Genomic DNA, 25,030 nt, shown 5'->3' on the forward strand with positions numbered 1-25,030 from the left:
GGGGCTATGCGGATGCGGGGCAGGGAGCGCGCGTGGGTGCCGTTGCCGCCTCAGCGCCTGGCTGTGGCACGCGGTTTGGCCGCTGGCTGCGGGGGGCTGCCGGGTTCGGCCTGGCGTTCGCTTAACCACTGCCGCAACTGTGCCAAGCTGAGTTGGCTGAGATCGGGCAAGACCCGCAGCGCCCCACGAAAGTCGTGCTGGGCGGTGTAGCTGGTGGGGGTGATCACAGTCGCCAAACCGGCGGCGCTGGCAGCCTGCAGGCCGTTGGCCGAGTCTTCGAAAGCCACACAGTGCGCCGGGTCGAGGCGCATATCGGCCAACACTTTTTGGTAGACCTGCGGATGCGGCTTCTTGATGGGCGCATTGCTGGCGTCACCGATGGCCAAAAAGTAGCTGCGCCAGTCCGGCCCGATGGCGCTGCGCAGCAGCGCCGCAATGTTGACCGGCGAGGTGGTGGTGGCGATCGCCAGTTGCACCCCTTGCTCAAAGGCGGCCTGCATCAAAGCCAACACCCCGGGCCGCAAAGACAGCGCACCGGCGCTGACCACCTGCTCGTAGTAGGCGGTTTTGATTTCATGCAGCCGGGCCACGGTGTCGCGCACGGCCCCGCTGTCGACCTCTTTCAGATCGGGCTGCACGCTGCGCCAGTGGTGCAGCAGGCGCTCCTTGCCGCCCGAGATGTCCAACAACTGGGTATAGAGCGGCACGTCCCAGTGCCAGCCCAGCCCTTCTTGCGCGAAGGCGTGGTTAAACGCCTCCAGGTGCACGCTTTCCGTGTCGGCCAAGGTGCCATCGACGTCGAAGATTAGGGCAGTGAGCATGGAGGTGGGCGGGGACCAAAAATAAGTGGAAACCGCAATATAGTTTCGAAGTGAGATAAGGTAAATTTACGATTAATTCACAATCGATTCAGGAGAAACTTATTGAAGAACACCACCTTTCGCCAACTTAGGGTTTTCACTGAGGTGGCGCGCCACCTGAGTTTTGCCCGCGCTGCCGAATCGCTGCACCTGACCCCGCCCGCCGTCACCATGCAAATCAAGGAGTTGGAAGACAATGTGGGTCTTCCCCTGTTTGAGCGCAGCGGCCGCAAGGTGTCGCTGACCACGGCCGGCGAGTACATGCTGGTCTATGCGCGCAAAATTTTGTCCACCCTCAAAGACGCGCAAGACGCGGCAGCGCGCTTAAAGCGGGTCGAGGTCGGCCAGTTGACCATCGGCATGGTGGGCACGGCGCAGTATTTTTTGCCGCACCTGATCGGCCAGTTTCGTCAGGAATACGCGGGCGTGGAAACGCGCCTGGTGCTGGGCAACCACGACCAGTTGCTGCGCATGCTGCAAGGCGGCGAGGTCGATATTGCGGTCATGGGCATGCCGCCCAAGGAGCTGGCCACGCGCACCGAACCCTTTGCCGCCAACCCGCTGGTGTTCGTGGCCCCAAGCGACCACCCCTTGCTCAAAATCGGCCACCCCACGCCGGCGGCGCTGGAGCCTTATGGCTTTATCGTGCGCGAGCGCGGCTCGGGCACCCGGGCGGCGATGGAAAAGTTCTTGCAAAACACCCGCTTGCAGCCCCGTGTGGTGATGGAGCTGTCGAGCAACGAGGCCATCAAGCAGGCGGTGATGGCCGGCATGGGCTTGAGTTTTTTGTCGCTGCACACCATCGGGCTGGAACTGGAACACGGCCTGATTGCGCAACTCGACGTGGAGGGCACCCCGGTGGTGCGGGCGTGGAACCTGGTCCACACCCTGTCCAAGGTGCTCTCACCCGCAGCAGAGGCTTTTCGCTACTTCATCCTGGAGCGCGGCGAAGGCTTTTTGGCGCAGCGCTTTGGGCAACTGCTGCCCTTTATTCCACCCGGGAGATCCTGAGCATGTTGGTGCCGCCCGGGGTGCCCATGGGCTCGCCGCAGGTGATGGCATAGACGTCGCCCGGCTGCACGATGCCGCGCCCGATGAGGTGCTGCTCGGCTTGGGCCAGTGCGGTGTCGCGGTCGGTGCTGGAGTCCACCAGCAGCGGGTGCACGTTGCGGTAGACCGTCATGCGCCGCTGCGCGCGCAGGCGCGGCGTCAGGGCGTAGATGGGCAGGCCCACCTTGTGGCGGCTCATCCAGAGCGCGGTCGAGCCCGATTCGGTCAGGGCCACGATGGCCTTGGCACCCAGGTGCGAGGCGGTAAACAGCGCACCCATGGCAATGGACTGGTCGATGCGGGTGAAGGTTTTGCCGCTGAAGTCGGACTCCAGGTCGTGCTGGTCGGCGCGTTCAGCGGCCTCGCAGATGAGCGCCATTTCGCGCACGGTTTCGAGCGGGAACTTGCCGGCGGCGGTTTCGGCGCTGAGCATCACGGCATCGCTGCCATCGAGCACCGCATTGGCTACGTCGCTCACCTCGGCGCGCGTGGGCATGGGGGCGTGGATCATGCTTTCCATCATCTGCGTGGCGGTGATGACGAAGCGGTCGTGCGCGTGTGCCAGCCGGATCATGCGCTTTTGCAGCGCCGGCACGGCCGCGTTGCCCACTTCGACCGCCAAGTCGCCGCGCGCGACCATGATGCCGTCGCTGGCCAGCACGATGCTCTCCAGCACCGGGATGGCCTCGGCGCGCTCGATTTTGGCGATCAGGGCCGGCTGCGCGCCGTAGGGGTTGGCCAGCAGGCACAGCTGGCGCGCCAGCTCCATGTCGGCGGCGTCTTTGGGGAAGCTCACCGCCACAAAGTCCACCTCGAGCCCAATGGCCACCTTGAGGTCTTCCATGTCTTTGGCGGTCAGGGCCGGGGCGGTCAGGCCGCCGCCGCGCTTGTTGATGCCCTTGTGGTTGGACAGCTCGCCGCCTTGCAGCACCTCGGTGTGCACCGCCGCGCCTTCGATGCGCAGCACCTGCAGCACGATCAGGCCGTCGTTGAGCAACAGCACGTCGCCGGCTTGCACCTCGTCGGGCAGGTTTTTGTAGTCCAGCCCCACGGCCGCTTCGTCGCCGGGCTGGCTGCGCGCGGCATCGAGCACGAAGGGCTGGCCGGATTGCAGCGTCACCCGCCCTTGGGCAAACTTGCCCACGCGGATTTTGGGCCCCTGCAGGTCGGCCATGATGGCCACCTCGCGCCCGGCGCGCTGCGCGGCGGCGCGCACCATGGCGGCGCGCTGGCGGTGCTCGTCGGCCGTGCCGTGCGAGAAGTTGAGCCGCACCACGTTCACACCGGCCTCGATCATGGCCTGCAAAATCTCGGGCGTGTTGGATGCCGGCCCGAGGGTGGCGACGATCTTGGTGGCGCGTGGGTTCATGGGGTGTTGGGCCTTGTATAGGGATGGATGGCGGGGGTGGATCAGACCATTATTTCAGATCGATTCGTCAGCCACAAGACAATGCAGCGCCTTTGCCACCCCAAATTGGGCGGGTCGATTCAAATGTTTTGCGCGCTCGCTTAAGCCGAAGCCAAAGCTGCGTGGCCGATCCAGGCCTTGAAGGCCAGCGCCGCTGGTGAGAGGCGCTTGCCCTGTGGGTAGACCAGGTGCCAGTGCCGCATCAGCGGGAAACCCTGCACATCGAGCTGCACCAGCTCGCCCAGCGCCAGTTCGGCCGCCACCGCATGCGCCGACAGCACCGCCAGCCCGAGCCCGCCGGCTACGGTCTGCTTGATGGCCTCATTGCTGCCCACTTCGAGCCGGTTTTTGATGCGCACGCCTTGGTTGGCGAAAAACTTCTCGCTCGTCAAACGGGTGCCCGAGCCGGGCTCGCGCAGCACAAAGGGCTGGTCTTGCAGCCGCTGCGGGTCAATGGCGCGCTCGCCCACCAGCGGGTGCCCCGGCGGGGCCAGCAGCAGCAGCGGGTTGTCGGCAAAGACCTCGCTCACCAGCGCCAGGTGCTCGGGTGGCTGGCCCATGATGGTGAGGTCGTCGAGGTTGTGTGCCAGGCGCTGCAACAGCATTTCGCGGTTGCCCACCTGCATCGCCACCTCGATGCCGGGGTGGGCGCTGCAAAAGCGGCCCAGCAGCTTGGGCACGGTGTACTGCACCGTGGTCAGGATGGCCAACTTGAGGCTGCCGCGCTCGACCCCTTGCAGCGCCGCCAGGTCTTGGCCCAGCCGCTCCATCCGACCCTCCATGTCCTGGCAGGCGTCGGCCAGCGTTTGTCCGGCAGCGGTGAGGAAGATTTTTTTGCCGATTTGCTCAAACAAAGGCTGGCCGATGGTTTCGGCCAGCTGCTTGACTTGCAGCGACAACGTGGGCGGTGACAGGTGCAGCGCCTCGGCGGCGCGGGCAAAGCTGGAATGCCGGGCCACGGCCAAGAAGATGCGGAGCTGGTGCAGGGTGAGGTGGCGCAGGTTCATGGATGCTAGTTTATCAAAGTAAAAGATTACAGTCAAAACAATTTACTTGCATCAAACGAAAGGTAGGCTAACAATTCAAGCCATCGGATCGGCACCCATCACAGCCAGGGCGCAGATTTTTGGCTCAACCCCACATCTATCAGGAGCAAGCATGGCCGTCAAGTCTTACAGCGCCGGTGTCAAAGAATACCGCCAAACCTACTGGATGCCCGATTACATCCCGCTCGACACCGACCTGCTGGCGGTGTTCAAGATCACCCCGCAAGCCGGGGTGGATCGCGAAGAGGCGGCGGCGGCGGTGGCAGCCGAGTCGTCCACCGGCACCTGGACCACGGTCTGGACTGATTTGTTGACCGACTTGGACTACTACAAGGGCCGCGCCTACCGCATCGAAGACGTGCCCGGCGACGACACCTGCTTCTACGCCTTCATCGCCTACCCGATCGACCTGTTCGAAGAGGGCTCGGTGGTCAACGTGTTTACCTCGCTGGTGGGCAACGTGTTTGGCTTCAAGGCGGTGCGTGCGCTGCGACTGGAAGACGTGCGCTTCCCGATTGCCTACGTGAAAACCTGCGGCGGCCCGCCGCACGGCATCCAGGTCGAGCGCGACATCATGAACAAGTATGGGCGCCCGCTGCTGGGCTGCACCATCAAGCCCAAGCTCGGTCTGTCAGCCAAGAACTACGGTCGCGCCGTGTACGAGTGCCTGCGCGGCGGCTTGGACTTCACCAAAGACGACGAGAACATCAACAGCCAGCCCTTCATGCGCTGGCGCCAGCGCTTCGATTTCGTGCAGGAAGCCACCCTGAAGGCCGAGGCCGAAACCGGCGAGCGCAAAGGCCACTACCTCAACGTGACGGCCCCGACGCCCGAGGAAATGTACAAGCGCGCCGAGTACGCCAAAGAGATCGGTGCGCCGATCATCATGCACGACTACATCACGGCCGGTTTCTGCGCCAACACGGGCTTGGCCAACTGGTGCCGCGAAAACGGCATGCTGCTGCACATCCACCGCGCCATGCACGCCGTGATCGACCGCAACCCGCACCACGGCATCCACTTCCGCGTCCTGACCAAAATCCTGCGCCTCTCGGGCGGCGACCACCTGCACACCGGCACCGTGGTGGGCAAGCTCGAAGGCGACCGCGAATCCACCCTGGGCTGGATCGACCTGCTGCGCGAGTCCTACGTGCCGGAAAACCGCTCGCGCGGCATCTTCTTCGACCAAGACTGGGGTTCGATGCCGGGCGTGTTCGCCGTGGCTTCGGGCGGCATCCACGTCTGGCACATGCCAGCGCTGGTGAACATTTTTGGCGACGACTCGGTGCTGCAGTTCGGCGGCGGCACGCTCGGCCACCCGTGGGGCAACGCGGCTGGTGCGCACGCCAACCGGGTGGCGCTGGAGGCCTGTGTGCAAGCACGCAACGAAGGGCGTCAGCTCGAAAAAGAAGGCAAGGAAATCCTTACCGCTGCAGCCGCGCACAGCCCGGAGCTCAAGATCGCGATGGAGACTTGGAAAGAGATCAAGTTCGAGTTCGACACCGTGGACAAGCTCGACGTGGCACACAAGTGAGCCACTGCGTCAGAGCCCCATCCTTCACCTGAACCCTCTTTTTTGCCTTCCAAGGAGCCCCATCATGGCCGTGCAAGCTTATCAGCAGTCGCTCAAGTACGAGACTTTTTCCTATCTGCCCCCTATGAAGCCGGAGCAGGTGCGGCGCCAAATCGGCTACGCCATCGCCCAGGGCTGGAACCCGGCGGTCGAGCACACCGAACGCGGCACCACCGCCAACACCAGCTTTTGGTATATGTGGAAGCTGCCGCTGTTTGGCGAGCAAAACATCGACACCGTGCTGGCCGAAATCGAAGCCTGCCACCGCGAATTCCCCGACCACATGGTGCGCTTTGTGGCCTATGACAACTACTCGCAAAGCCAAGGCCAGTGCTTCGTGGTCTATCGCTGAGCCCCGCCAGCACGAACCGCCCCGCCTGAGCCCATCCAGCGCGCACCCAGCCGGTGCGCCACCGAAGATTGAGGAGACCGCTATGCAGCCCGCAGTGAACCATGCAGACCTGACCCTTTCTGGGCGCGATTTGGCGCGCATGCGCCGCCAAGCCATGGCCACCGAGGGCAAGGTCGGGGCGGCCAAGCGCGTTGCAGCGGCTGTGCGCGCCACCCACGTGGCTCAGGCGGCGCAGGCAGCGGCCCAGCGCGACGAGGCGCAGTGTGGCTGTGCGGCCGGTGCCGATGCGGTTTGTGCGTGCAGCGCAAGCGCCTCTCTTGGCGTGGCTGTGCAGCCCGCCAAGGCCAACTCCGCCTTGCCCAATGGCCGTGTGTTGGCGCGGGCCCGGCGCCAGACCTTGGCCCTCGAAGGCAAGGTGGGCATCCAGAAAGTGGTGAACGCCAGCCGCATCGCCGCCACCATGCCAGACCGCGCCGATTGGCAAACCGCCCTCGTGCAAGGGGCCACCGGGCGCCAGTTGGCGATGCAAAAACGCATCGTGCAGTCGCTGGCTGGGCGCACCGAAGCCGGCCACAACAGCGGCAACCGCAGTGCAGCAGGCCGCACGCGCAGCCGCGCCGCCGCCGAGCGCACCGAGGTCGGGCACACCCTGTCTGGGCAAGCGGTGAGCGGCATCCAGGTCGAACGCAGCAGCAAGGTCACGGGCCAGGAGCCGGGCACCTGCCGCAACGTCACCGGCACCGAATACATCGGCATGGAGCAGTACCAAGCCTGGTGCGAGTCCAAGCCGCAGCCGCGCCCACCCAAGGTCGGTCTGTCGCAGACCACCGGCCAGCAGCAAAGTGTGAGCGGCACCGAGGTCGATCCGCTGCCGCGCGTGACCGGCAACCAGACCGGGGCCTGCTTGGGCATCACCGGCACCCAATACCTATCGGCCGAAACCGCGCTCCTGTGCCAAGAGCAGCCCTTGCAGGGCCCGCACAAGGTCAGCGTGATGTCGAGCCGGGGCCAGCAGAGCGTGACCGGCGTCGTGGTCAACGGCGGCAGCAAGGTCACGGGCAACGAAGCTGGGGTGCAGCGCCCGATCACTGGCACCCAATACGCCCGCGCCGTGCAAGCGGCGCCGAGCAGAATGCCCGCCTCCGAGGCCCGGCAAGCGCTGGCTGAGCAGGGCCAAGCGCAGCGCCAGAGCGCCAGTTGGCGCGCCCAGTCGCTCACCGGCGACCGGCCCGGCATTGGCGGCGGCAGCGTCACCGGAGACGAACGCGGTGCCTGCGAACCCATTACCGGCACCCCCTTCGTCGGGCCGGATAACCAGCACGCCGCCTGCACCATCGACAGCGCCTGGTTGACGCGCCACCCCGAGCTGGCCGTGGAAACCCCGCCTGCCGCACCCAAAGGCTTCAGCATCGTGCGCCCGCAGCGGGGGCAAGCGGCCGGACGGGCTACGGCACCGCAGTCCACACCCCAGTCGGAACCGCAGCGCAACCCGGTCACCGGGGTGGCGTGCGGCAACAGCGACCGCATCACCGGGCCGGGCTTTAAAGCCATGGGAATGATCACCGGCACACCCGAATTCCGCCACGGTGGCCACACCCGGCGCAGCACAGCCAGCGCAGTGAGCGCGCCCAACCCGCCCGCTGCCCTGCCACCAGCCAGCGAGCGCCTCTCGGGCGAGGGGCGCCAGCAGGGCTCGCGCCTGACCGGCGACGCCTGGGGCAGCAGCCGCCACATCAGCGGCACCGACGGGGTTTCGGCGCAGTCGCGCAACCCGACCCAGCGCGGCCAGCCGCGCGGCATGGGCATGGATGCGCGCAGCGTGCGCGAACAGCCCCGCGCCGAAGTGCCGCAAAGCCCGGTCACGGGTTCATCGGGTAGCACCGGGCGCGGCGCCACGGTAACGGTTTCGGGCGGTGCGCGCGGCTAAGCGCCCCCGCAGACCCACGCAGCAACAGCAAGCGCGCCATCATGAACACGCTCAAACGCCGACAAGCCCTCACCGCGCCAGTGCACGGTGGGCAGGCGCTGGCCGCCGCACCCCTTGGGGGCGCAGCGCCACCGCGGCGTCCGGCCTCGGCGCTGGCGCTGCAGCGCGCGGCGCGACACAGCGCGGCTTCGGCGAGCAAAACCCCGGCAAGGGCAGCCAGGGGGGCGCAGGCTCCAGCTGCCAGCGGGCCCCTGAAACCCCAAGCCCATCACCAGCCTGCCGGCCACGCGCTCGTTGATGCCGAGCTCAACGACTGCCTGCACACCTACGAGCAGCGCGTGCGCGGCCGCTTTGCTGCCGTGCTCGATGTGCTGCGCACCCTGTCGAGCTGCCAGCACGAGCGCGATTTTGCCGCCCAGGCGCAGGCGTTGGCGCTGCAAAAACTGGGCTTTGAGCTGCCCTCCGACTGGCTCGCCAACGCCTGGGTGGCCGGGGTAGACATGGCAGCCTTGCACGCACACTGCCTGTTCCAGACCGTGGCGCAGTCGGTGCAGCAGGCCGGTTTCGATCAAAGCTGCTGGCGTGCGCGCATGCCCATCGGGCCGCAGCAGTGGCGCGACTGGGGCTACCACACGCTGGACTTCAGCCCCTGCGCCGACGGCCGCCTGCAGGCGCTGCTGCCTTTTATCCTGCGCACCACGCCCGCCGCCCATGTGTGGGTCAAGGCCTACGCCGGGGCGCTGTTCGATGTCGAGCACGACGTGGCCGACTGGACCCAGCGCGAACTCGAACGCCTCACCGGGGCCATCGAAGGCGGGGCGCAGCTTGACTACCTCAAAGTGGCGGTCTATCACTACAGCTCATCGGCACCCTGTGATCAAGGCTGCGCCGCCCACGGCAGCTTGGACGAGCAAGCCGTGCAAGCCGCCATCGAGCGCCTTGTCGCCTTGCAAATGGCGGTGGACAACACCTTTGGGCTGGGTGCCGCGCCGCAGGTGCTGCTGCTCGGGGTGGACACCGATTGCGACGCCATCCGCATCCACCTGCCCGACGCCCGTGGGCAGATCCACCCTGCGCGCTACCTCGACAGCGCCGCGCTGTATCGCCGCACCCAGGGCATGTCAGCAGCCGAAGCGCAGCAAGCCGTGGCGCAGGCGCTGCAAGGCTACGTGGCCGAACTCGGCGGCTTGGCCGCCAAGGGCAATGAGGCCGGCATGGTGGCGCTGGCGCAGGCGTGGTTGATTGCCAATTTTTCGCAGATCGAGTACGTGAACCGGCACCACGCCGGGCGCTACGCCGTCATCGGGCACGACGAAGCCTTCGTCTGCGCCGGTGAGGCGGTGCCGCTGCTGCACCTGCGCAACCAGTTTTACTTTGCCCACCTTGATACGGTGGAAGAAGGCGCGGCCGACCTCGACGTAGGCGCACGCATCTTCCAAGGCCTGAACGTGCAGCGGGGCCTGGCCCTGCCGGTGCTGGTCCACTTCACCTACAACGCACGCGTGCCCGGTGCGCGCGAGCGCGCCGTGCAACGCGGGCTGCGCGTGGCGCAAGCCATCCGAGTGCGTTTTGCCGATCTGGCCGAACGCGGCCTGTTGCACTGCCGGGTGGCGGTGAGCGAACGCCAAGCGGGCTCGGTGCTGGAATGGGCCGAGCACGCTGTGCTGGCCGCCGCGCATTGAACGGGCAAGGATCGGAACCATGAAGATCATGCGCGTAGAAAAAACCCTGGTTTCGACCAACCGCATCGAGGCCTTTGGGCACCGGCCCTTGCTGGTGGTGCAAGAGCGCGCCGGCGGCGTCCGCAGCGTGGCGGTGGATGCGGTGGGTTGCATACCGGGCGACTGGGTGATTTGCGTGGGTTCATCGGCGGCGCGCGAGGCCGCGGGCAGCCGGGATTTCCCGTCCGACCTGACCATCGTCGGCATCATCGACCGCTGGACGGCCGAAGGCAGCGCCTGATGGAAGTGCTGCAAGTGATCGACGATTTGGTCTGTACCCGGCGCGTGGCGGGGCTCGGTGCGGTGTCGCTGCGCGTGCTGCAAAGCGAGCAGGGGGTGGTTTCGGTGGCCACCGACGCGGTCGGGGCTCCGGTCGGCAAGTGGGTGCTGGTCGCCACCGGCACAGCGGCCCGGCTGGCCATGCCAGACCCGCTGACGATGACCGATCTGGCGATCTGCGGCATTGTCGATCAATGGGAGCCAGCCCCATGAAGGCGACGGCCAAGGATGCCAGAAAAAATGCAAGCAGGGCCGGCATGGTGCCAGTCCGGTGTGGCATGGGTGGGTTGGGTTCAAGCGCGAACGGCCCGTTTTTTGTTTCAAACTGAAGGAGAAGTGAAATGTCTGCAGCAACGGGTATTGCCCTGGGAATGATCGAAACACGCGGCTTGGTGCCGGCCATCGAGGCCGCCGACGCCATGACCAAAGCCGCCGAGGTGCGCCTGATCGGGCGCCAGTTCGTCGGCGGCGGCTACGTCACGGTGCTGGTGCGCGGTGAAACCGGGGCCGTCAACGCCGCCGTGCGCGCCGGGGCCGATGCCTGCGAGCGCGTCGGCGACGGGCTGGTGGCGGCGCACATCATTGCGCGCGTGCACAGCGAAGTCGAGGGCATCCTGCCCACGACCCCATCGGCTTGATTTGAACTTCACACTGTAAAGGGGCACGCGATGAGCCAAGCAACAGGGATCGCCCTCGGGATGATCGAAACACGCGGTCTGGTGCCGGCCATCGAGGCCGCCGACGCCATGACCAAAGCCGCCGAGGTGCGCCTGATCGGGCGCCAGTTCGTGGGTGGCGGCTACGTCACGGTGCTGGTGCGCGGCGAGACCGGGGCCGTCAACGCCGCCGTGCGCGCCGGGGCCGATGCCTGCGAGCGCGTGGGCGACGGGCTGGTGGCGGCGCACATCATTGCCCGCGTACACAGCGAAGTGGAGGGGATTTTGCCCCTGCGCCCGCAAGCCGACAGTGGCGGGCGCGACTTGGAAATCACCTCCACCCGCAGCTAAGGCACGCTGAGCCAAGCGCGCTGACCCCCGCAGCCACCCGTCTGAGGAGACGCAGATGATGGACCCCACCGCCTCGGAATCCAGCAAGGAATCCGCCAAAAACGCGGCCTTGAGCGCCGCCCCGGGCTGGCAGTGGAGCGAGCGCCCGCCCAGCTTGTTTCGGCGCTTCGAGTTTGGCAGCTATGGCCAGACGCGACAGTTCTTGGACCGGCTGGCCGAGCAATCGGACGCGCTCGGGGTGCAGCCGCAAAACATCAACTTCGGCACCACTTATGTGAATGTGACGATCAGCGCCAGCGGGCCCAACTTGAGCGAGAGCGAATGCCGCTTGGCGGCCGAACTGGGCCGCTTGGTGGCGGATTGAGCGGGTATGCCCGATCGCCTTGCCCCGTTTCAACTGGCCTTGCTCAACCACAAGGGCGGCACCGGCAAGACCACGCTGGCGTTCAACCTCGCCGCAGCGCTGGCGCAGCGTGCGCCTACGCTGCTGGTCGATCTGGATGCACAAGGCTCGGCCTTGCAGTGGGCGGCCCAACAAGGTGGGGAGAAGTTACCAATGCGGGTCAGTGCCGCGCTGGAAGCCGAGGCTGCGCTGGGCGCAGCCGGCGAGCCGCCCGCCTTTGTGGTTTGGGACTGCCCGCCCTCCAGCGACCATCCCCAGGTGCTGGCGCTGCTGTCGCAACTCGATTGGGTGCTGGTGCCCGTGCTGCCTTCGCCTATCGATCTGTGGGCCAGTTGGCACCTGGTTCGGCTGTTGCAGCAAGCACGCGCCAGCCGACCCGGTTTGCAGGCCGCTTTTGTGATCAACCAGGCCGAGCCCGATAGCGCCTTGACCGCCGCCATGCACGATGCGCTGCGCGAGTTTGAGCTGCAGGTCTTGCCTTGCGTGGTGCGGCGCCGCGCCATTTACCGCAGCGCCGCCTTGGGCGGGCAGACGGTGCAGATGCTGGGCCGCCGTGGCGCTGCGGCCGCAGCCGAATTGGATGCCGTCATCGAGGAGATATTGAAATGAGCAGCCTAAAAGAGCAACTCAGCGCCAGCGTGCGCAGCAGCGGCAGCGGCCCGACCGGTGTGGCGGGCACGCCCCGCCCCGCAGTGCGCCGCACCCGCGCCGCTGCACCCACTGCGGCTGCGGCAGCGGTCGCTCCGACTGCTGTGCTTGCGCCCCCCGGCGCAGCAGCTCCCTCCATCGCAAGCCCAAGCGCCACCACCCCGGCATCCCGCCTGGCAAGCGAGCCCAAACCCAGCGCCCGCGAGCTGTTCCCCAGTCGGGTCTGGCCCGATTGAGCCGCTCCACCGCCCATCCGCGCCAACTCCCGAGCAAGAACGCCATGAACTCCCCCGCCCGCCACTACCCCGCGCGCCACCTCGACTTGGCCGGTATGGGCCACCCCGCCGCACCCTTGCCGACCAGCAACCGCACCGAGCGCTACGATGCCACCCTGCGCCACGCCGGGCATTCCAGCCCGGCTGCGGCAAGCGACCCCTTGGCCGACTACCGCGTGCGCAGCGAGCCCTACTACCGACCACTGTCCGACGAGATCGAGCTGTTCGAGGCCGCCTACGCGGTGCGCATGCCGGTGATGATCAAGGGCCCGACCGGCTGCGGCAAAACCCGCTTCATCGAACACATGGCGTGGCGCCTGGGCAAGCCGCTCGTCACCGTGGCCTGCCACGAAGACCTCACCGCTTCTGATCTGGTCGGGCGCTTCCTGCTCGACGCCCAAGGCACGCGCTGGCAAGATGGCCCGCTGGCGCTGGCGGCGCGGCTGGGCGCCATTTGCTACCTCGACGAAGTGGTGGAAGCGCGCCAAGACACCACCGTCGTCATCCACCCCTTGAGCGACGCCCGGCGCATGCTGATGTTGGAAAAAAAGGGCGAGGCGCTGCACGCACACCCCGATTTCCAGCTCGTGATCTCCTACAACCCAGGCTACCAGTCGCTGCTCAAGGACTTGAAGCAGTCCACCAAACAGCGCTTTGCAGCGCTCGACTTCGACTACCCCGAGCACGAGGTCGAGGTCGAGATCGTGGCGCACGAATCCGGTGTTGACCGCGACACCGCAGCCAAGCTGGTGCACATCGGCGCGCGCGCGCGCAACCTCAAAGGCCACGGCTTGGTCGAGGGCATGTCCACCCGCATGCTGATCCACGCCGGCAGCCTGATTGCGCGCTCGGTGGCCCCGCTCACAGCCTGCCGCATGGCCTTGGTGCGCCCGCTCACCGACGACGCCGACATGCGCGATGTGCTCGACGCCGCCGTGGGCACCTATTTCTGACCCCTGCTGCGCCGCGCCATGACCGTCCACCTGCACCAGCACCACGAGCTGCTGGCCGAGCTGCCCAGCGCCGCGCACGAGGTGCTGCAAGGGGCCTGGCAGGAAGCGGCGCGCGCCATGTCGCCGCGCGGGCTCGACAACTACCTCAAAGGCGCGCTGGCGCTGCACCAGTTGGGCCGTGGCGAAGAGCTGGTGCTCAATTTCTTGCAGCAGATGCCGCAACTGGCGCGCGCCGTGGGCGAAGACGAAGTGCCCGGCGTGGTCAACTTCCTGCTGGCCATGGCCTCCAAAACCTCTGGCCAGGTGCTGGCGCTGATCGCCGCCAGCGCCCCCACGGTGGCCGAGCGCTTGGGCGACGCCACGCTGTTTCGCCAATACCTCAACGTGCTCGAACTGCTGCTGGCGCAGGCCCCGCACGGGCTGCGGCCGCTGCTGGGCCAGATCGAACGCCTGCTGGCGCAGCTCACGCTGGGCGGCTTGCGGCGCTGGGTGCAGTGGGGGGCCAAGGCGCACCGGGGCGACATCGAAGCGCAGGTGCGCTACTTCGGGCTGAGTAGCCCGGATGCGCTGGCGCTGTTGCAGCAAGAGCGCAAAGGCACGCTGCTGGTGGACGTGCAGCGGCGCCTGAACCGCTACCTTCGCGCGCTCTGGGGCCGCGACTTCGTGCTGCGCCCCACGGCGGGCGACTACGAGCAGCGCACGGGGCAGCGCCCCTTCATCGAGCAGATGGTGATCCACCTGGCCGACGCCTACGACGACCTGCCTGCCAACGGAGCCGACCCGGCCGTGTCCGCCATGGCGCTGTACCGCGCCGCAGCCGCGCACTGCGCCGCGCACCTGGTGCTGGGCGGTGCCGCCTTCGACGAACAGGGCCTGAGCGCGCTCGAGCGCGCCCTGATCGAGGCGGTCGAAGACGCCCGCATCGAGGCGCTGGCGATCCAGCGCTTTCCCCGGTTGCGCCAGCTTTGGCTGAGCCTGCACCCGAGCGCGCCCGAGGCCGACGCAGCGCCCAGCAGCGCCGGCGATCTGATCAACCGGCTGGCGCGCGCCTGGCTGCAAAACGACCCGCCCGACCCCCACCCCTGGGTGCAGCAGGGCCTGGCCTTGCTGGCGCAGTGGCCCGACCTGCACGACGCGCAACACAGCCGCGCCAGCGGCATCGCGCTGGCCGCCAGCCTGGCCGAATGGATCGCCGTGGCCGGCTGGGCCCCCTTTTCGGCCCGCCTCGACGTGCAGCGCGCGCCCTACCGCGACGACAACCGTTTCCTCTGGCAAGCCGCGCGCTACGACGAAACGCAGGCGCTGCAGGCGGCTTGGGACGCACGCCAACAGGTGCGGCGCAAAGTCAGCCTGATGGAGATGGTCAACGAAGTCAACAACGAATACGCGGGCGACGACGCGCAGGAAATCTGGACCCTTCCGACCGAATTCATGCTCGACCAAGAAGGTGTGAGCATCAACTCCCTGCTCGGGCAAACCGCGCTGCCCGACCCGGTGCACTACCCCGAGTGGGACTACACCATCCAGCTCAGCCGCCCGGCTTGGGTCACGCTGCAGGAGCGGCCCGTGAGCGGCTCCGACCCGGCCCCGGTCGATGCCGTGCTGGAGCAGCACCGGCCCTTGCTGGGGCGGCTCAAGCACCTGATCGAAGCCATGTCGCCGCAGGGCATGCAGCGCATCCGGCGCCTGCAAGACGGCGATGAGATCGACCTCGACCCCGCCATCCAGGCCCTGATCGACCTGCGCCTAGGCCAGCAGCCCGACCCGCGCATCATGATGCGGCGCCAGGTGCACCAGCGCGACTTGGCTCTGCTGGTGCTGCTCGACCTGTCGGAATCGGCCAACGAAAAGGTGCACGGCCAAGAGCAGACCGTGCTCGAACTCATGCGCGCCGCCAGCGCCATCTTGGCCGAGACCCTGACGCGCATCGGCGACCCCTTTGCCCTGCACGGTTTTTGCTCCGATGGCCGCCACGACGTGCACTACCTGCGCTGCAAAGACTTCGATCAGCCCTTCGACGCCGGGGCGCGCGCGCGCCTGGGGGGCCTTCAGGCGCGCTTCTCGACCCGCATGGGCGCGGCGCTGCGCCACGCGGGCGCGCAGTTGCGCCAGCGGCCGCAGAAAAAACGCCTGCTGCTGGTGATCACCGACGGCGAACCGGCCGACCGCGACGTGCGCGACCCGCAGTACCTGCGCCACGACGCGCGCCGCGCCGTCGAAGAGTTGCAGCGCGAGGGCATCCAGACCTTTGGCCTCTCGCTCGACCCGCGCGCCGACACCTACGTGGAGCGCATCTTTGGTGCCCGCCACTACGCCGTGATCGACCGCATCGAGCGCCTGCCCGAGCGCCTGCCGCAGCTCTACCTGGGCCTGACGCGATGAGCCGCGCCGCCCCTGCGGTGTCGCTGCGCACCTACGTCATGATCGACTCCCTGCAGCCGCAACTGGCCTCCTACCTGGCCACGTCCTCGCAAGGCTTTTTGCCGGTGCCGGGCGACGCCTGCCTGTGGGTCGAGGTGGCACCCGGCATGGCGGTACACCGCCTGTCCGACATCGCGCTCAAGGGCAGCAACGTGCACATGGGCGAGCAGGTGGTGGAGCGCGCCTTTGGCTCCATGGAAATCCACTACCGCAACCAGAGCGAGGTGGCGCAAGCCGGCCAGCTCATCTTGAACCGGCTGGGCACGCGCGAGGCCGATCGGCTGCCCTGCCGCATCGCCTGGAGCGAGGTGATACGCGCCGTCACGCCCGACCACGCCACCCTGATCAACCGCCAGTTCCGCAAAGGCTCGATGCTGCTGCCGGGCAAGAGCATGTTCATTTTCGAGGTCGAACCGGCCGGCTATGTGGTCTATGCCGCCAACCAAGCCGAGAAAGCCGCCAACATCACCCTCATCGACGTGCGCCCCTTTGGCTCCTTTGGCCGCCTGACCATGATGGGCAGCGAAGCCGAGGCGCAGCAGGCGCTGGAAGCGGCCGAGCGCGCGGTCGAAACCCTCAACCAACAGTGCGCCGCCACCGGGGAGGCCTAAAGCCATGCAAGTCGATACCGCCGCCAAGCGGCTCTTGTTTCACACCGTGCGCGTCGATACCGTGCTGGCCGATGGCAGCCTGGGTTCGGGCACCGCTTTCGTGATCGAGCACCAGCACCCCAAGGGGCGGGCGCGCTTTGTCGTCACGAATCGGCACCTGGTCGAGGGGGTGCAGCGCGGCGCGCTGGTGTTTACGCTGGCGCAGGACGGCCAGCCGGCGATCGGGCAGCGCTTCCAGATCGACATCGAGCAGTTCCCGCAAGCCTGGTTCCTGCACCCAGACGAATCGGTCGATCTGGCGCTGGTGCCGCTGCGCCCGCTGCTGGAAGCGGCCGAGGCGCGCGGGGCGCAGCTCTACGTGCAGGCCATAGACACCCGACACATCCCCGACGCGGCCGCTTGCTCTGCCTTCGATGCGCTCGAAGAGGTGCTGTTCGTCGGCTACCCGAGCGGGGTCTGGGACCAGTTCAACGCCCTGCCCATTCTGCGCCGGGGCAGCACCGCCACTGCGGCCGAACTCGATTTCGAGGGCCGGCCCGAGTTCTTGATCGACGCCGCGGTCTATCCCGGCTCCAGCGGCTCGCCGGTGTTTGTGCGCCGCAGCAACACCAGCCAAGAAGCGCCTTGGTTCGTGGGCGTGGTGGCGGCGGTGTTTTTCCGCGAAGAAGCCAGCCGCCTGGTGCCGCTGCCGGTGCCCGCCAGCCAAGGCGGCACGGTGCTGGGCAGCGAGATGATCGACCTCGGGCTGGTGATCAAGGCCAGCGCGGTGCGCGTGCTGATCGAGGCCTACCTCAAGCGCTGGCTCGATTGACCGGCTGCGGCGCGTGCAGCCAAAACCGGCGATACTTGCGCCATGATCCCGCTCGAACAGGCCGTGCGCGCCTCCACGGTGTTGTCTGCCATCACGCAGCGCGTGGCGCAGTCGCAGCAGTTGCTGCGGTTGACGCTGCCCTTGTTGCCACCCCCGCTGCGCGATCAGGTGGCAGCCGGCCCGCTCGACGACGGCGTCTGGTGTGTGCTGGTCAACAACCCAGCCGTGGCCAGCAAGCTGCGCCAGCTCGCCCCCACCTTGCTCCAAGCCTTGCAAGGCAGTGGGCAGCCGGTGGCCTCGCTGCGCATCAAGGTGCGTCAACACGCGGCAGGCTGAGCTCGAACTCGGCCCCGGCGTGGGCGCTGTTGCGCCCGCTCAACTGGCCGCCGTGTTCTTCGACGATGCCGTAGCTGATCGACAGCCCCAGCCCCGTCCCCTGCCCGACCGGCTTGGTGGTGAAAAACGGGTCGAAAATGCGCGACAGGTGTTCGGGCGCGATGCCGGCTCCGCCGTCGAGCACGGTCACCCGCACCTGGCTCGCGTCGGCCACCGCGCTGATTTCAACCCAACGCCGCGCGGGCGGCTGCGTGGCCACGGCATAACAGGCGTTTTGCAACAGGTTCATCAGCACCTGCTGCAGTTGACCCGCACTGCCTTGAACCGGCAGCGCCGTGTCAGGGCGCTGCCAGCGCAGGGGCACCGGCTCCGGCTGCCCCTTTTGCACCCACTCGATGGCGCGCTCGATCACCCCGGCCAGCTCCAGCGGCTGGCGCTCCTGGCGGTCCATGGCCGAGAACCGCTTGAGCCCTTGCACGATGTCGGCGGTGCGCTGCGCGCCCTCCAGCGTGCCCGCCATCAAATCGGGCAGGTCGCTCAACAGGTGGTCGATGCGCAACTGCTGGCGCAAGGCACGCAGCTCGGCCTCGGGCCGCTGCCCGTGCACCGCGCCCAGATAGCTTTGCAAGCGGCTGCCGTATTTTTGCAGCGCGTGGGTGTTGCCCAGCACGAAGCTGATGGGGTTGTTGAGCTCGTGCGCCACCCCGGCCACCAATTGCCCGAGCGAGGCCATTTTTTCGGAGTGCAGCAGCTGCTGCTGGGTGCGCTTGAGCGCCGCATGCGCCGCCTGCAGCTCCTGGTAGGCGCGCTTGAGTTCGCCGGTTTGGCGCCCCACCCATACCGTGCCCAAGCGGCGCCGCGCGCCCCCTAGGCGCGGGGTGCAACTGGCGTCTACCGACAGCGGCTGCCCGTGCCGGTCGAGCAGGTTGAGCTCAATCACCACGCCCTGCCCAGCGCTGCTCTGCATGGCCCATTGCGCCCGCTCTTGGCTGGCCTCATCGGCCAGCAAGCACGCCACCGGCTGGCCGATCAACTCGGCTTCGCAGCCCCCCACCAGCTCGCACAAGGCGCGGTTGACTTGCTCGATGCGCCCGCTGCGGTCGCACACCACCAGCACGTCCGACATCGACGCCATCACGCTGGCGATGAACTGCTGCTGCAGCTCCAGTTCGGCGTTTTTATGCTCCAGCTTGACCTCGTCGTCGATCAACTGGGTGTAGACCTGCTCCATTTTCTGGATCACATCCAGCCAAGCCGTTTCGTCTATGCCCTCCAGCGAGCTGGGGCGGTCGAGGCTGCTGCGCGGGTCGGGCAGCGGGCGGGTGGGCAAGGGGTGGCGCGATGCCATGAGCGGGCCCTGCAATCAGTGCACCGTGCAGACCATGCACGGGTCAAACGAGCGCACGATGTGCTGCACCGCCACCGGCGTGTCTTCACCTGGCCGCACCGGCGCGCCGACCAGCGCCTGCTCCAAGGCGCCGGGCACAGCGGCGGCGTCGCGCGGCGAGAAGTTCCAGCTCGTGGGGGCCACGATCTGGTAATTGCTGATGCGGCCCTGCTGCAGCACCACCCAATGCCCGAGGCTGCCGCGCGCGGCCTCGGTTAAGCCCAAGCCCCGGCCTTCTTCGGGCAGCGGGGCCGGGATGCAAAACGGCGCGCCGGGGCGGATGGCGCGCAACCACTGCTCCATCTGCGGCAACACCTGCGCCAGCTCGAGCGCGCGCGCCAACACCCGCGTCAGCACCGTGCAGCCGTGTTGCGCCACCGCCTCGCGCAGCAGGGGCTGGCCCGCCACCAACTGGCGCGCCAGGGCACCCGTCTCCACCACCTGCCCGGCCCAGCGCGGGGCCTTGTTCCAGGTGTAGGCATCGGCCTTGTCGGGCGCCGGGCGCGTGAGCCCGCTCCAGGGGTGCCGCGCCACCGGCTCGCCGGCACGGCCCGATTCGAGCCAACTGCGGCTGGCGTCTTCGCTGATGGCATCGGTGTCTAGGCCCAGCACCTGCGCGCCGGTGGGCTGCATCTGCCAGACCCCAGCCGGCAGCGCCAACGTGCCGTCAGGCTGCGGGTAGGTGCCGTAGCTCAGGCAGCGCCCTGGGCCCGGCCCCAAGCCCGCCAGCCCGGTGTCGCGCGCCAGCGTGAGGAAAAAACGCAGGTCGCCGGCCTCGGGTTGGCGGGCATGCCAGCGCCACAGCGCATCGAGGCTGTCGATGGCATTGACCCGCTCCAGCGCGTCGGCAAACAGGTGCTGCTCCAAAAAGGCGCGCCATTCGCGCAATTTGGCCTGCAGGCGCAGCCGCTCGGCGGCGTCGATGGCGCGCGCGCTGCCGCCGGGCTCGATGGACTGGGTGTGCGGCCACTTGCCGCCCAAGGTGCCCAACAAGGTAAAGGCACGCTGGCGCGCCGCCAGCGCCACCTGCGTTTGCGCGCCGCGTTCGGGCAGGAAGCGGCGCTGCGCCTCACCGTGCCAGGGCCGGTCGGCGTACACCGGCCGGCAGAAGTCGGGCATGAAGAAGGCGTAGAAATGCGTCAGGTGGTCGGCCAGGTTTTCGGTCGCCAGCATCAGGTTGATGGCGTGCTGGCCGTTGGGCGGCGGCACCACCCCAGCCAGATCGGCCAGCGCACGCGCCGCCGCCACCGACTGCGAGACCGAGCAAATGCCGCAGATGCGCGGCACCAGCACCAGTGCGTCGTGCGCCACCTTGCCTTGCAATATCTGCTCAAAGCCGCGGTACATGGGCGCGTTCACGTGCGCCGCGCACACTTGGCCGTCGGCCACGTCGAGCGTGACCTCAAGGTCGCCCTCGACGCGGTTGAAGGGGCCTACGATCAAGCGGCTCATATTTTGACTACTTTGTGCGCGTGCGCCGCAGCGCCGGCTTTTGCACCAAGTGGTCGGCCACGGCGTTGTCGCGCACGCGCTTGGGCGTGGCGCTTTTTGAGAGCGAGGCCAGCGCAATGAACCAGGCCTTGGGCATGTCGGTCGGCAGACCGATCGGGATGCCGGCGAACTTGGGCGTTTGGTCAAAGGCGTGGCCGGGCTCCTGGAAGCCCGGCTCGGTGCAGGCGATGCAGGCGTAGCCGCCGCGGGTGCAACTGCCCTCGCCGTTCCAGAGCCGGATGTTGCAGTCGGCGTGCACCTGGGTGCCCTTGCAGCCCATGTGCTCCATCATGCAGCCAAGGTCGGAGGGTTTTTCGGCGCTGGCCTTGAACTCGTAGTATTCGTTGCGGGTGCAGCCGTGGTGCACCAGTTGGTCGGCGTAAAAGCGTGGCCGCGCCAGCGTGTCGAGGTCGGCTGCAGCCAGTTCGCCCGCCGCCAGCGCCGCCAAGGTGTCGAGCACCCAGCTCGGGTGCGTGGGGCAACCGGCAACGTTGATCACCGGCAGGCCGCTGGCGCTGCGAAAGTCGGCCCCCAGCAGGCCGCCGGGGCGCTCGTCCTCGTATTGCAGGCCGCAGGCGTCGGTGGGGTTGTCGCCCGCCGCCGTGACGCCACCCCAGGCCGCGCAACTGCCCACCGCCACCACATGGCGCGCGCGCGCGGCCAGGCGGCGCACCCAATCGATCATAGTCACACCCGTGCCCGCCAGCACATGAAAACGCCCCGTGCCGTTGGGGCCGCGCAGCAGCGAGCCCTCAATGCACAGCGCATCGAGCGGCTGGCGGCCATCAGCGCAGCGCTGCAGCAGCTCCAGCACCTCGGCCCCGCTGGCCAGCGAGAGCGAGGGGTGCCAGAGCAGCTCGATCCCGGCGGCGCGCAGGTGCGCATGAAAGTCGGGGGTGTCGGCGCACAGCAGCGACATGCTGCAGCCGCCACAACCGCCCGCTTGCAGCCAGAGCACGTTCATGGGCTGGGCTCCAGCCCAAAGCGTTGGATTTTGCTGCGCAGGCCCACGCGCGACAGCCCCAGCTCCTGCGCCGCACGGGTTTTGTTCCAGCGCTGGCGCAGCAGCGTTTCGCGCAGCAGCATGGCCTCGATCACTTCGAGCCGCTGCACCAAGGTGCCGCTGCTAGGCATCAGCGCCGCCAGTTGGGCCGCCGCGCTGCCCGCGCGCTGGCCTTGCAGCACGCGCGGCGAGAAGGCCTCGGGCAGCAAGCGCTGGCCGTCGTGCAAGGCCAGCGCCCGCGCAAGCTCGTTGCGCAGCTCGCGGATGTTGCCTGGCCAGGGGTAGGCGAGCAGGCAGGCCAGGGTGGCGTCGGGCAAATCGGGGACCGGGCGGCCCAGTTCGAGCGCCACTTGCTGCAGCAGGTGCTGCGCGATCGGCCCAATGTCGGCCACGCGCTCGCGCAGCGGCGGCACGGTCAGCGTCACGGGCGCCAGGCGGTAGTACAAATCTTGGCGAAACAGACCCTCATGCACGCGCTGCTCGAGCTCGCGGTGGGTGGCGGCGAGCACGCGCACATCGACCGGCAGAGGGCGCGCCGCCCCGACGGGCCGCACCTCGCCCTCTTGCAGCACGCGCAGCAACTTGACCTGGAAGGCGGCCGAGGTCTCGCCGATTTCGTCCAGAAACACGGTGCCGCCGTGGGCGCGCTGGAACAGCCCGACGTGGTCTTCGTAGGCCCCGGTGAAGGCGCCGCGCTTGTGGCCAAACAGCTCCGACTCCAGCAGCGTGTCGGGAATGGCGGCGCAGTTTTCCACCACGAACGGCCCGTTCGCGCGCGGCGAGGCGTAGTGGATGGCGCGCGCCAGCAGCTCTTTGCCGGTGCCGGATTCACCCAGCACCAACACCGACAAATCGCAGCGCGCCACCCGCGCCGCCACGGCGCACACGCCATCGAGCGGGCTGCCGGGTGCGCGCACGATGCGCTCGAAACCAAACACCTGCTGCACCTGCTGCTGGCGCTGGCTGGCGCGCTGGCGCAGCGCTGGGGTGCTGGTGCGCAGCTCCAAGTCTAGGCGCGCGGTCTGGCGCTGCAGCGCTTGCGCCTCGACCGCGTTGCGCACCGAGTCGAGCAGGTGGTCGGGCGCCCAAGGCTTGAGCAGGTACTGGTAGATGCCGGCTTCATTGATGCCGGCCACGATGTCCTGGCTCTCGGTGTAGCCCGAGACAATCATGCGCACCGTCTCGGGCCAGCGCTGGCGCACCTCTTTCAGGAAGGCCACCCCCGAGAGGCCCGGCATGCGCTGGTCGCACAACACCACCGCCACCGGCTCGCGCTCCAGCAGGGCACGCGCCTGCTCGGCGCTGCCGGCGGTGAGCACCCGAAACTCCTCGTCCAAGGTGCGGCGAATCGCCTCTTGCGAGCGCGTTTCGTCATCGACCACCAGCACGGTGGGCTCTGGGCTGCGGGGCAAAAGCGGCGAAGTCAAAGAGGGAATCCGATCAGCAACAAGGGGGCGTGGGGGCCATTGTAGGCAACTGCCGTGCGCCTGCTTGCATCAGGGTCGGCGCGGATTGTTTGCGCTGCAGCCGGTGGCGGACGGCTGCTTGAAATGCTGCACAATCTCCCGGTTCCACCCTTCATTCATCACTCAGAGAGGAGCCCCCGCGCCATGGCATCCGTCAACAAAGTCATCCTGGTCGGCAACTGCGGCCGCGACGCCGAAATCCGCTACCTGCCCTCGGGCCAGGCGGTGGCCAACGTCACCCTAGCCACCACCAGCCGGCGCAAAGACCGCACCAGCGGCGAGCTGGTCGAAGACACCCAGTGGCACCGCATCACCTTCTATGAGCGCATGGCCGAGATTGCCGGTGAGTACGTCAAAAAAGGGCGCCCGATTTACGTCGAAGGCCGCCTCAAGTACGGCAAATACACCGACCAATCCGGCGTCGAGCGCAACACGGTCGACATCATCGCCACCGAACTGCAACTGCTGGGCAGCCGCGAGGGCATGGGTGCACCCGCCTCGGATGAGTCCGGCGCCGCGCGCGCCACGCCCGCAGCCAGCGGCAGACCCGCCCCGGCCGCCAGCCGTCCGGCAGCCGCCAGCAAGCCCCCAGCGGCCGCCTCGACCGACTTTGACGGCATGGAAGACGATATTCCGTTCTAAGGGCATCTTGGCTCACCCCACCCGATTGGCCAACGGGCACGAGGCGGCGTTTCTGGTAGCCAACCTGCCCGCTTAACCCCTGCCTCCCCCAAACAGGGGATGGACAACAGCCGCACTGTGTAAACAATACGGTCGCTGTACAGCGGGGGGATCGTATTTGAACTTAAAGACTTCTGTGGGGTTTGGGGCGGCCTGTTTTTGGGTCGGCGCTGCGCTGGCGCAAGACCCGTCGATGCTGGAGACCGAATCCCAGCGCCAGCAGCGGCAGGCCTTGGAGTCGCTGGACGTACTCTGAATAATTGAGACTGGCTGCATTGCCCTGCAAAACCGAACCCAGCAAAGGCGATAGCCCAAGTGCAGTGCAGCCTGAATTTCAGCTTCTGCAGTATGAGCGAACCAAGTGCCCCCTGTGCCAGCAACAGTTCTTTGCGGTCATCATTGCGGACAATACTGCGGCAAGAGCGGCACCCACTATTTGCGCCTGCCATCAACGAGGCGGCAGAACTGGTTAAGCAGCAGGTGAAGCCATGAGATGGGCTGGAGTGATTTTTCGCGATGGTATTTTGACGAAGAAGTGGAAGAATATTTTTTCTGCAATTGGTATCGCCTCTGCATTTGGTGCGTGGCTTTTCATCGATGATTTGACTGATATACGGTTTTGGCTGCTGACGATTATCGCAATTGTGTTTGGATACGGATCAGCTTGGGCTGGGCTGATGGAGAAATGGGGTTTCAAACCCTTTACCAACGACCCCCTAGGCTGGCGCAAAGCCAAGGGCAGCTATAAGCCAACCGATGCCCCCGCTGGGGAGCAAAAACAAGACCATCTGCCATGAACCCCCAAACCCCGCATCGAACTTTTAATCGCCTCAAGGGTTGCACCCTGACGGTTGTCAAGGGTGCAGGCGGCAGTGGGGTGGTTGGCGGCAACTATCTTGACATGCGCCGGAACAACCCGTCATGCAGTTGTCGGACGATTCGTTGAGGGTGATTGCACAGCGTCTAACTGACAAAGGTTCTCCGGCCGGGAAAACGATTGGTAACGCTTTGCGCGCCGGAACGCTGGTCAAGGCGGTTGCCTTTGTCGACAAGAGCACTGGTGAGCTGAAAATTGTTCGAGTGGATGTGCCCAACATTCAGTGAAAAGTAGCGATGTACTTAAAAGATTTCGACAAAAGCAGGTCTCATGGAATTGAATCCCTTGAGCGCACTATAGAGTCAGATGAAAACAGCCTATTCAATCGAACGATTACGATGCTGGAGAATGGCAAGGGGTCACGCTCTGGATGCTTGGGCGGTCTCTTTGATGACTGCAATGTCCGCGCCATGCTCGCCTACTTCCGTGACGGCAACCTGCACG

General features: G+C 67.0%; 28 protein-coding genes. 21 read left to right on the top strand and 7 right to left on the bottom strand.

The window, feature by feature from the left end; translation table 11 throughout:
* Positions 1–50: 50 nt before the first annotated feature.
* Entirely contained in the window at positions 51–821 is a 771-nt protein-coding gene (locus SRAH_RS03615) for an HAD-IA family hydrolase (RefSeq protein ID WP_029461991.1), read from the bottom strand.
* A gap of 102 nt (positions 822–923) precedes the next feature.
* Between SRAH_RS03615 and SRAH_RS03620 the strand changes: the two genes are divergently transcribed.
* Complete coding sequence (locus SRAH_RS03620) at positions 924–1,871, top strand: LysR family transcriptional regulator (RefSeq protein ID WP_029461992.1); 948 nt, start codon at positions 924–926, stop codon at positions 1,869–1,871.
* Here SRAH_RS03620 and pyk read toward each other — a convergent pair.
* Both pyk and SRAH_RS03630 read right to left on the bottom strand, forming a co-directional pair.
* On the bottom strand, positions 1,849–3,279 hold the full coding sequence (gene pyk, locus SRAH_RS03625) for a pyruvate kinase (protein ID WP_029461993.1): 1,431 nt from the start codon (positions 3,277–3,279) through the stop codon (positions 1,849–1,851). The two genes, SRAH_RS03620 and pyk, sit on opposite strands and share 23 nt — an antisense overlap.
* 140 nt (positions 3,280–3,419) lie before the next feature.
* On the bottom strand, positions 3,420–4,325 hold the full coding sequence (locus tag SRAH_RS03630) for a LysR family transcriptional regulator (RefSeq protein WP_029461994.1): 906 nt from the start codon (positions 4,323–4,325) through the stop codon (positions 3,420–3,422).
* Positions 4,326–4,476: 151 nt separating this feature from the next.
* Between SRAH_RS03630 and SRAH_RS03635 the strand changes: the two genes are divergently transcribed.
* From SRAH_RS03635 to SRAH_RS03705, 16 genes are all read left to right on the top strand, one after another.
* A complete protein-coding gene (locus SRAH_RS03635; RefSeq protein WP_029461995.1) occupies positions 4,477–5,898 on the top strand; it encodes a form I ribulose bisphosphate carboxylase large subunit in 1,422 nt (473 codons plus the stop codon).
* A gap of 64 nt (positions 5,899–5,962) precedes the next feature.
* A complete protein-coding gene (locus tag SRAH_RS03640) occupies positions 5,963–6,289 on the top strand; it encodes a ribulose bisphosphate carboxylase small subunit (protein ID WP_029461996.1) in 327 nt (108 codons plus the stop codon).
* Between the two features lie 94 nt (positions 6,290–6,383).
* Positions 6,384–8,216 (top strand): alpha-carboxysome scaffolding protein CsoS2, encoded by a 1,833-nt coding sequence (locus SRAH_RS11935; RefSeq protein WP_197537845.1) that lies wholly within the window; start codon positions 6,384–6,386, stop codon positions 8,214–8,216.
* Between the two features lie 41 nt (positions 8,217–8,257).
* Entirely contained in the window at positions 8,258–9,898 is a 1,641-nt protein-coding gene (locus SRAH_RS03650; RefSeq protein ID WP_052369073.1) for a carboxysome shell carbonic anhydrase, read from the top strand.
* 19 nt (positions 9,899–9,917) lie between these two features.
* Positions 9,918–10,178, top strand: a complete 261-nt coding sequence (csoS4, locus tag SRAH_RS03655) for an alpha-carboxysome shell vertex protein CsoS4 (protein WP_029461998.1) — start codon at positions 9,918–9,920, stop codon at positions 10,176–10,178.
* Positions 10,178–10,429: a carboxysome peptide B gene (locus tag SRAH_RS03660; protein ID WP_029461999.1), complete on the top strand. Its 252-nt coding sequence runs from the start codon at positions 10,178–10,180 to the stop codon at positions 10,427–10,429. Before csoS4 ends, SRAH_RS03660 begins: the two co-directional genes overlap by 1 nt.
* A gap of 128 nt (positions 10,430–10,557) precedes the next feature.
* Positions 10,558–10,854 carry an alpha-carboxysome major shell protein CsoS1 gene (gene csoS1, locus SRAH_RS03665; protein WP_045476069.1) on the top strand — a complete coding sequence of 99 codons (297 nt, stop codon included), beginning with the start codon at positions 10,558–10,560 and terminating at the stop codon, positions 10,852–10,854.
* Positions 10,855–10,884: 30 nt separating this feature from the next.
* Positions 10,885–11,223, top strand: coding sequence for an alpha-carboxysome major shell protein CsoS1 (gene csoS1 / locus SRAH_RS03670; RefSeq protein WP_029462001.1), 339 nt, complete (start codon positions 10,885–10,887; stop codon positions 11,221–11,223).
* A 55-nt stretch (positions 11,224–11,278) separates the two neighbouring features.
* Entirely contained in the window at positions 11,279–11,587 is a 309-nt protein-coding gene (locus SRAH_RS03675) for a 4a-hydroxytetrahydrobiopterin dehydratase (RefSeq protein WP_232840979.1), read from the top strand.
* Between the two features lie 6 nt (positions 11,588–11,593).
* A complete protein-coding gene (locus SRAH_RS03680; protein WP_029462003.1) occupies positions 11,594–12,235 on the top strand; it encodes a nucleotide-binding protein in 642 nt (213 codons plus the stop codon).
* Positions 12,232–12,510 (top strand): hypothetical protein, encoded by a 279-nt coding sequence (locus SRAH_RS12565; protein WP_076606978.1) that lies wholly within the window; start codon positions 12,232–12,234, stop codon positions 12,508–12,510. Before SRAH_RS03680 ends, SRAH_RS12565 begins: the two co-directional genes overlap by 4 nt.
* Positions 12,511–12,554: 44 nt before the next feature.
* Positions 12,555–13,502: a CbbQ/NirQ/NorQ/GpvN family protein gene (locus SRAH_RS03685; protein ID WP_232840980.1), complete on the top strand. Its 948-nt coding sequence runs from the start codon at positions 12,555–12,557 to the stop codon at positions 13,500–13,502.
* Between the two features lie 18 nt (positions 13,503–13,520).
* Entirely contained in the window at positions 13,521–15,884 is a 2,364-nt protein-coding gene (locus tag SRAH_RS03690; protein WP_029462005.1) for a nitric oxide reductase activation protein NorD, read from the top strand.
* Complete coding sequence (locus SRAH_RS03695; protein WP_029462006.1) at positions 15,881–16,534, top strand: BMC domain-containing protein; 654 nt, start codon at positions 15,881–15,883, stop codon at positions 16,532–16,534. Before SRAH_RS03690 ends, SRAH_RS03695 begins: the two co-directional genes overlap by 4 nt.
* A 4-nt stretch (positions 16,535–16,538) precedes the next feature.
* Positions 16,539–17,345 (top strand): trypsin-like serine peptidase, encoded by an 807-nt coding sequence (locus SRAH_RS03700; protein WP_029462007.1) that lies wholly within the window; start codon positions 16,539–16,541, stop codon positions 17,343–17,345.
* 42 nt (positions 17,346–17,387) lie between these two features.
* Entirely contained in the window at positions 17,388–17,681 is a 294-nt protein-coding gene (locus tag SRAH_RS03705; RefSeq protein ID WP_029462008.1) for a DciA family protein, read from the top strand.
* On the opposite strand, the gene SRAH_RS03710 is transcribed toward SRAH_RS03705, so the two are convergent.
* From SRAH_RS03710 to SRAH_RS03725, 4 genes are read right to left on the bottom strand one after another with little or no spacing between them, the layout of a single operon-like run.
* On the bottom strand, positions 17,653–19,029 hold the full coding sequence (locus SRAH_RS03710) for a sensor histidine kinase (protein WP_045476080.1): 1,377 nt from the start codon (positions 19,027–19,029) through the stop codon (positions 17,653–17,655). The two genes, SRAH_RS03705 and SRAH_RS03710, sit on opposite strands and share 29 nt — an antisense overlap.
* Before the next feature lie 15 nt (positions 19,030–19,044).
* Entirely contained in the window at positions 19,045–20,520 is a 1,476-nt protein-coding gene (locus tag SRAH_RS03715) for a nickel-dependent hydrogenase large subunit (RefSeq protein WP_029462010.1), read from the bottom strand.
* 7 nt (positions 20,521–20,527) lie between these two features.
* Complete coding sequence (locus SRAH_RS03720; RefSeq protein WP_029462011.1) at positions 20,528–21,523, bottom strand: NADH-quinone oxidoreductase subunit B family protein; 996 nt, start codon at positions 21,521–21,523, stop codon at positions 20,528–20,530.
* Complete coding sequence (locus SRAH_RS03725; protein ID WP_232840981.1) at positions 21,520–22,989, bottom strand: sigma-54-dependent transcriptional regulator; 1,470 nt, start codon at positions 22,987–22,989, stop codon at positions 21,520–21,522. The genes SRAH_RS03720 and SRAH_RS03725 overlap by 4 nt, the downstream gene beginning before the upstream one ends.
* A 183-nt stretch (positions 22,990–23,172) precedes the next feature.
* Between SRAH_RS03725 and SRAH_RS03730 the strand changes: the two genes are divergently transcribed.
* From SRAH_RS03730 to SRAH_RS12870, 4 genes are all read left to right on the top strand, one after another.
* Positions 23,173–23,670, top strand: coding sequence for a single-stranded DNA-binding protein (locus tag SRAH_RS03730; RefSeq protein WP_029462013.1), 498 nt, complete (start codon positions 23,173–23,175; stop codon positions 23,668–23,670).
* 527 nt (positions 23,671–24,197) lie between these two features.
* The gene (locus SRAH_RS12570; protein WP_149028917.1) at positions 24,198–24,506 is read left to right on the top strand and encodes a hypothetical protein; all 309 of its coding nucleotides are present in this window, start codon (positions 24,198–24,200) and stop codon (positions 24,504–24,506) included.
* Between the two features lie 124 nt (positions 24,507–24,630).
* A complete protein-coding gene (locus tag SRAH_RS12575; protein ID WP_149028918.1) occupies positions 24,631–24,813 on the top strand; it encodes a hypothetical protein in 183 nt (60 codons plus the stop codon).
* 9 nt (positions 24,814–24,822) lie between these two features.
* A partial coding sequence (locus tag SRAH_RS12870) for a hypothetical protein (RefSeq protein ID WP_206741109.1) occupies positions 24,823–25,030 on the top strand: 208 nt, incomplete at its 3' end.

This window comes from Serpentinimonas barnesii (genome assembly GCF_000696225.1).
Taxonomy (GTDB): Bacteria; Pseudomonadota; Gammaproteobacteria; order Burkholderiales; family Burkholderiaceae_C; genus Serpentinimonas; species Serpentinimonas barnesii.

Bases quoted from the DNA above. Each gene is read 5' to 3' on its own strand.
- SRAH_RS03615 (WP_029461991.1), bottom strand. From the start codon at position 821: ATGCTCACTGCCCTAATCTTCGACGTCGATGGCACCTTGGCCGACACG.
- pyk (WP_029461993.1), bottom strand. From the start codon at position 3,279: ATGAACCCACGCGCCACCAAGATCGTCGCCACCCTCGGGCCGGCATCC.
- SRAH_RS03630 (WP_029461994.1), bottom strand. From the start codon at position 4,325: ATGAACCTGCGCCACCTCACCCTGCACCAGCTCCGCATCTTCTTGGCC.
- SRAH_RS03635 (WP_029461995.1), top strand. From the start codon at position 4,477: ATGGCCGTCAAGTCTTACAGCGCCGGTGTCAAAGAATACCGCCAAACC.
- SRAH_RS03640 (WP_029461996.1), top strand. From the start codon at position 5,963: ATGGCCGTGCAAGCTTATCAGCAGTCGCTCAAGTACGAGACTTTTTCC.
- SRAH_RS03650 (WP_052369073.1), top strand. From the start codon at position 8,258: ATGAACACGCTCAAACGCCGACAAGCCCTCACCGCGCCAGTGCACGGT.
- csoS4 (WP_029461998.1), top strand. From the start codon at position 9,918: ATGAAGATCATGCGCGTAGAAAAAACCCTGGTTTCGACCAACCGCATC.
- SRAH_RS03660 (WP_029461999.1), top strand. From the start codon at position 10,178: ATGGAAGTGCTGCAAGTGATCGACGATTTGGTCTGTACCCGGCGCGTG.
- csoS1 (WP_045476069.1), top strand. From the start codon at position 10,558: ATGTCTGCAGCAACGGGTATTGCCCTGGGAATGATCGAAACACGCGGC.
- csoS1 (WP_029462001.1), top strand. From the start codon at position 10,885: ATGAGCCAAGCAACAGGGATCGCCCTCGGGATGATCGAAACACGCGGT.
- SRAH_RS03675 (WP_232840979.1), top strand. From the start codon at position 11,279: ATGATGGACCCCACCGCCTCGGAATCCAGCAAGGAATCCGCCAAAAAC.
- SRAH_RS03680 (WP_029462003.1), top strand. From the start codon at position 11,594: ATGCCCGATCGCCTTGCCCCGTTTCAACTGGCCTTGCTCAACCACAAG.
- SRAH_RS12565 (WP_076606978.1), top strand. From the start codon at position 12,232: ATGAGCAGCCTAAAAGAGCAACTCAGCGCCAGCGTGCGCAGCAGCGGC.
- SRAH_RS03685 (WP_232840980.1), top strand. From the start codon at position 12,555: ATGAACTCCCCCGCCCGCCACTACCCCGCGCGCCACCTCGACTTGGCC.
- SRAH_RS03690 (WP_029462005.1), top strand. From the start codon at position 13,521: ATGACCGTCCACCTGCACCAGCACCACGAGCTGCTGGCCGAGCTGCCC.
- SRAH_RS03695 (WP_029462006.1), top strand. From the start codon at position 15,881: ATGAGCCGCGCCGCCCCTGCGGTGTCGCTGCGCACCTACGTCATGATC.
- SRAH_RS03700 (WP_029462007.1), top strand. From the start codon at position 16,539: ATGCAAGTCGATACCGCCGCCAAGCGGCTCTTGTTTCACACCGTGCGC.
- SRAH_RS03705 (WP_029462008.1), top strand. From the start codon at position 17,388: ATGATCCCGCTCGAACAGGCCGTGCGCGCCTCCACGGTGTTGTCTGCC.
- SRAH_RS03710 (WP_045476080.1), bottom strand. From the start codon at position 19,029: ATGGCATCGCGCCACCCCTTGCCCACCCGCCCGCTGCCCGACCCGCGC.
- SRAH_RS03715 (WP_029462010.1), bottom strand. From the start codon at position 20,520: ATGAGCCGCTTGATCGTAGGCCCCTTCAACCGCGTCGAGGGCGACCTT.
- SRAH_RS03720 (WP_029462011.1), bottom strand. From the start codon at position 21,523: ATGAACGTGCTCTGGCTGCAAGCGGGCGGTTGTGGCGGCTGCAGCATG.
- SRAH_RS03730 (WP_029462013.1), top strand. From the start codon at position 23,173: ATGGCATCCGTCAACAAAGTCATCCTGGTCGGCAACTGCGGCCGCGAC.
- SRAH_RS12570 (WP_149028917.1), top strand. From the start codon at position 24,198: ATGAGATGGGCTGGAGTGATTTTTCGCGATGGTATTTTGACGAAGAAG.
- SRAH_RS12575 (WP_149028918.1), top strand. From the start codon at position 24,631: ATGCAGTTGTCGGACGATTCGTTGAGGGTGATTGCACAGCGTCTAACT.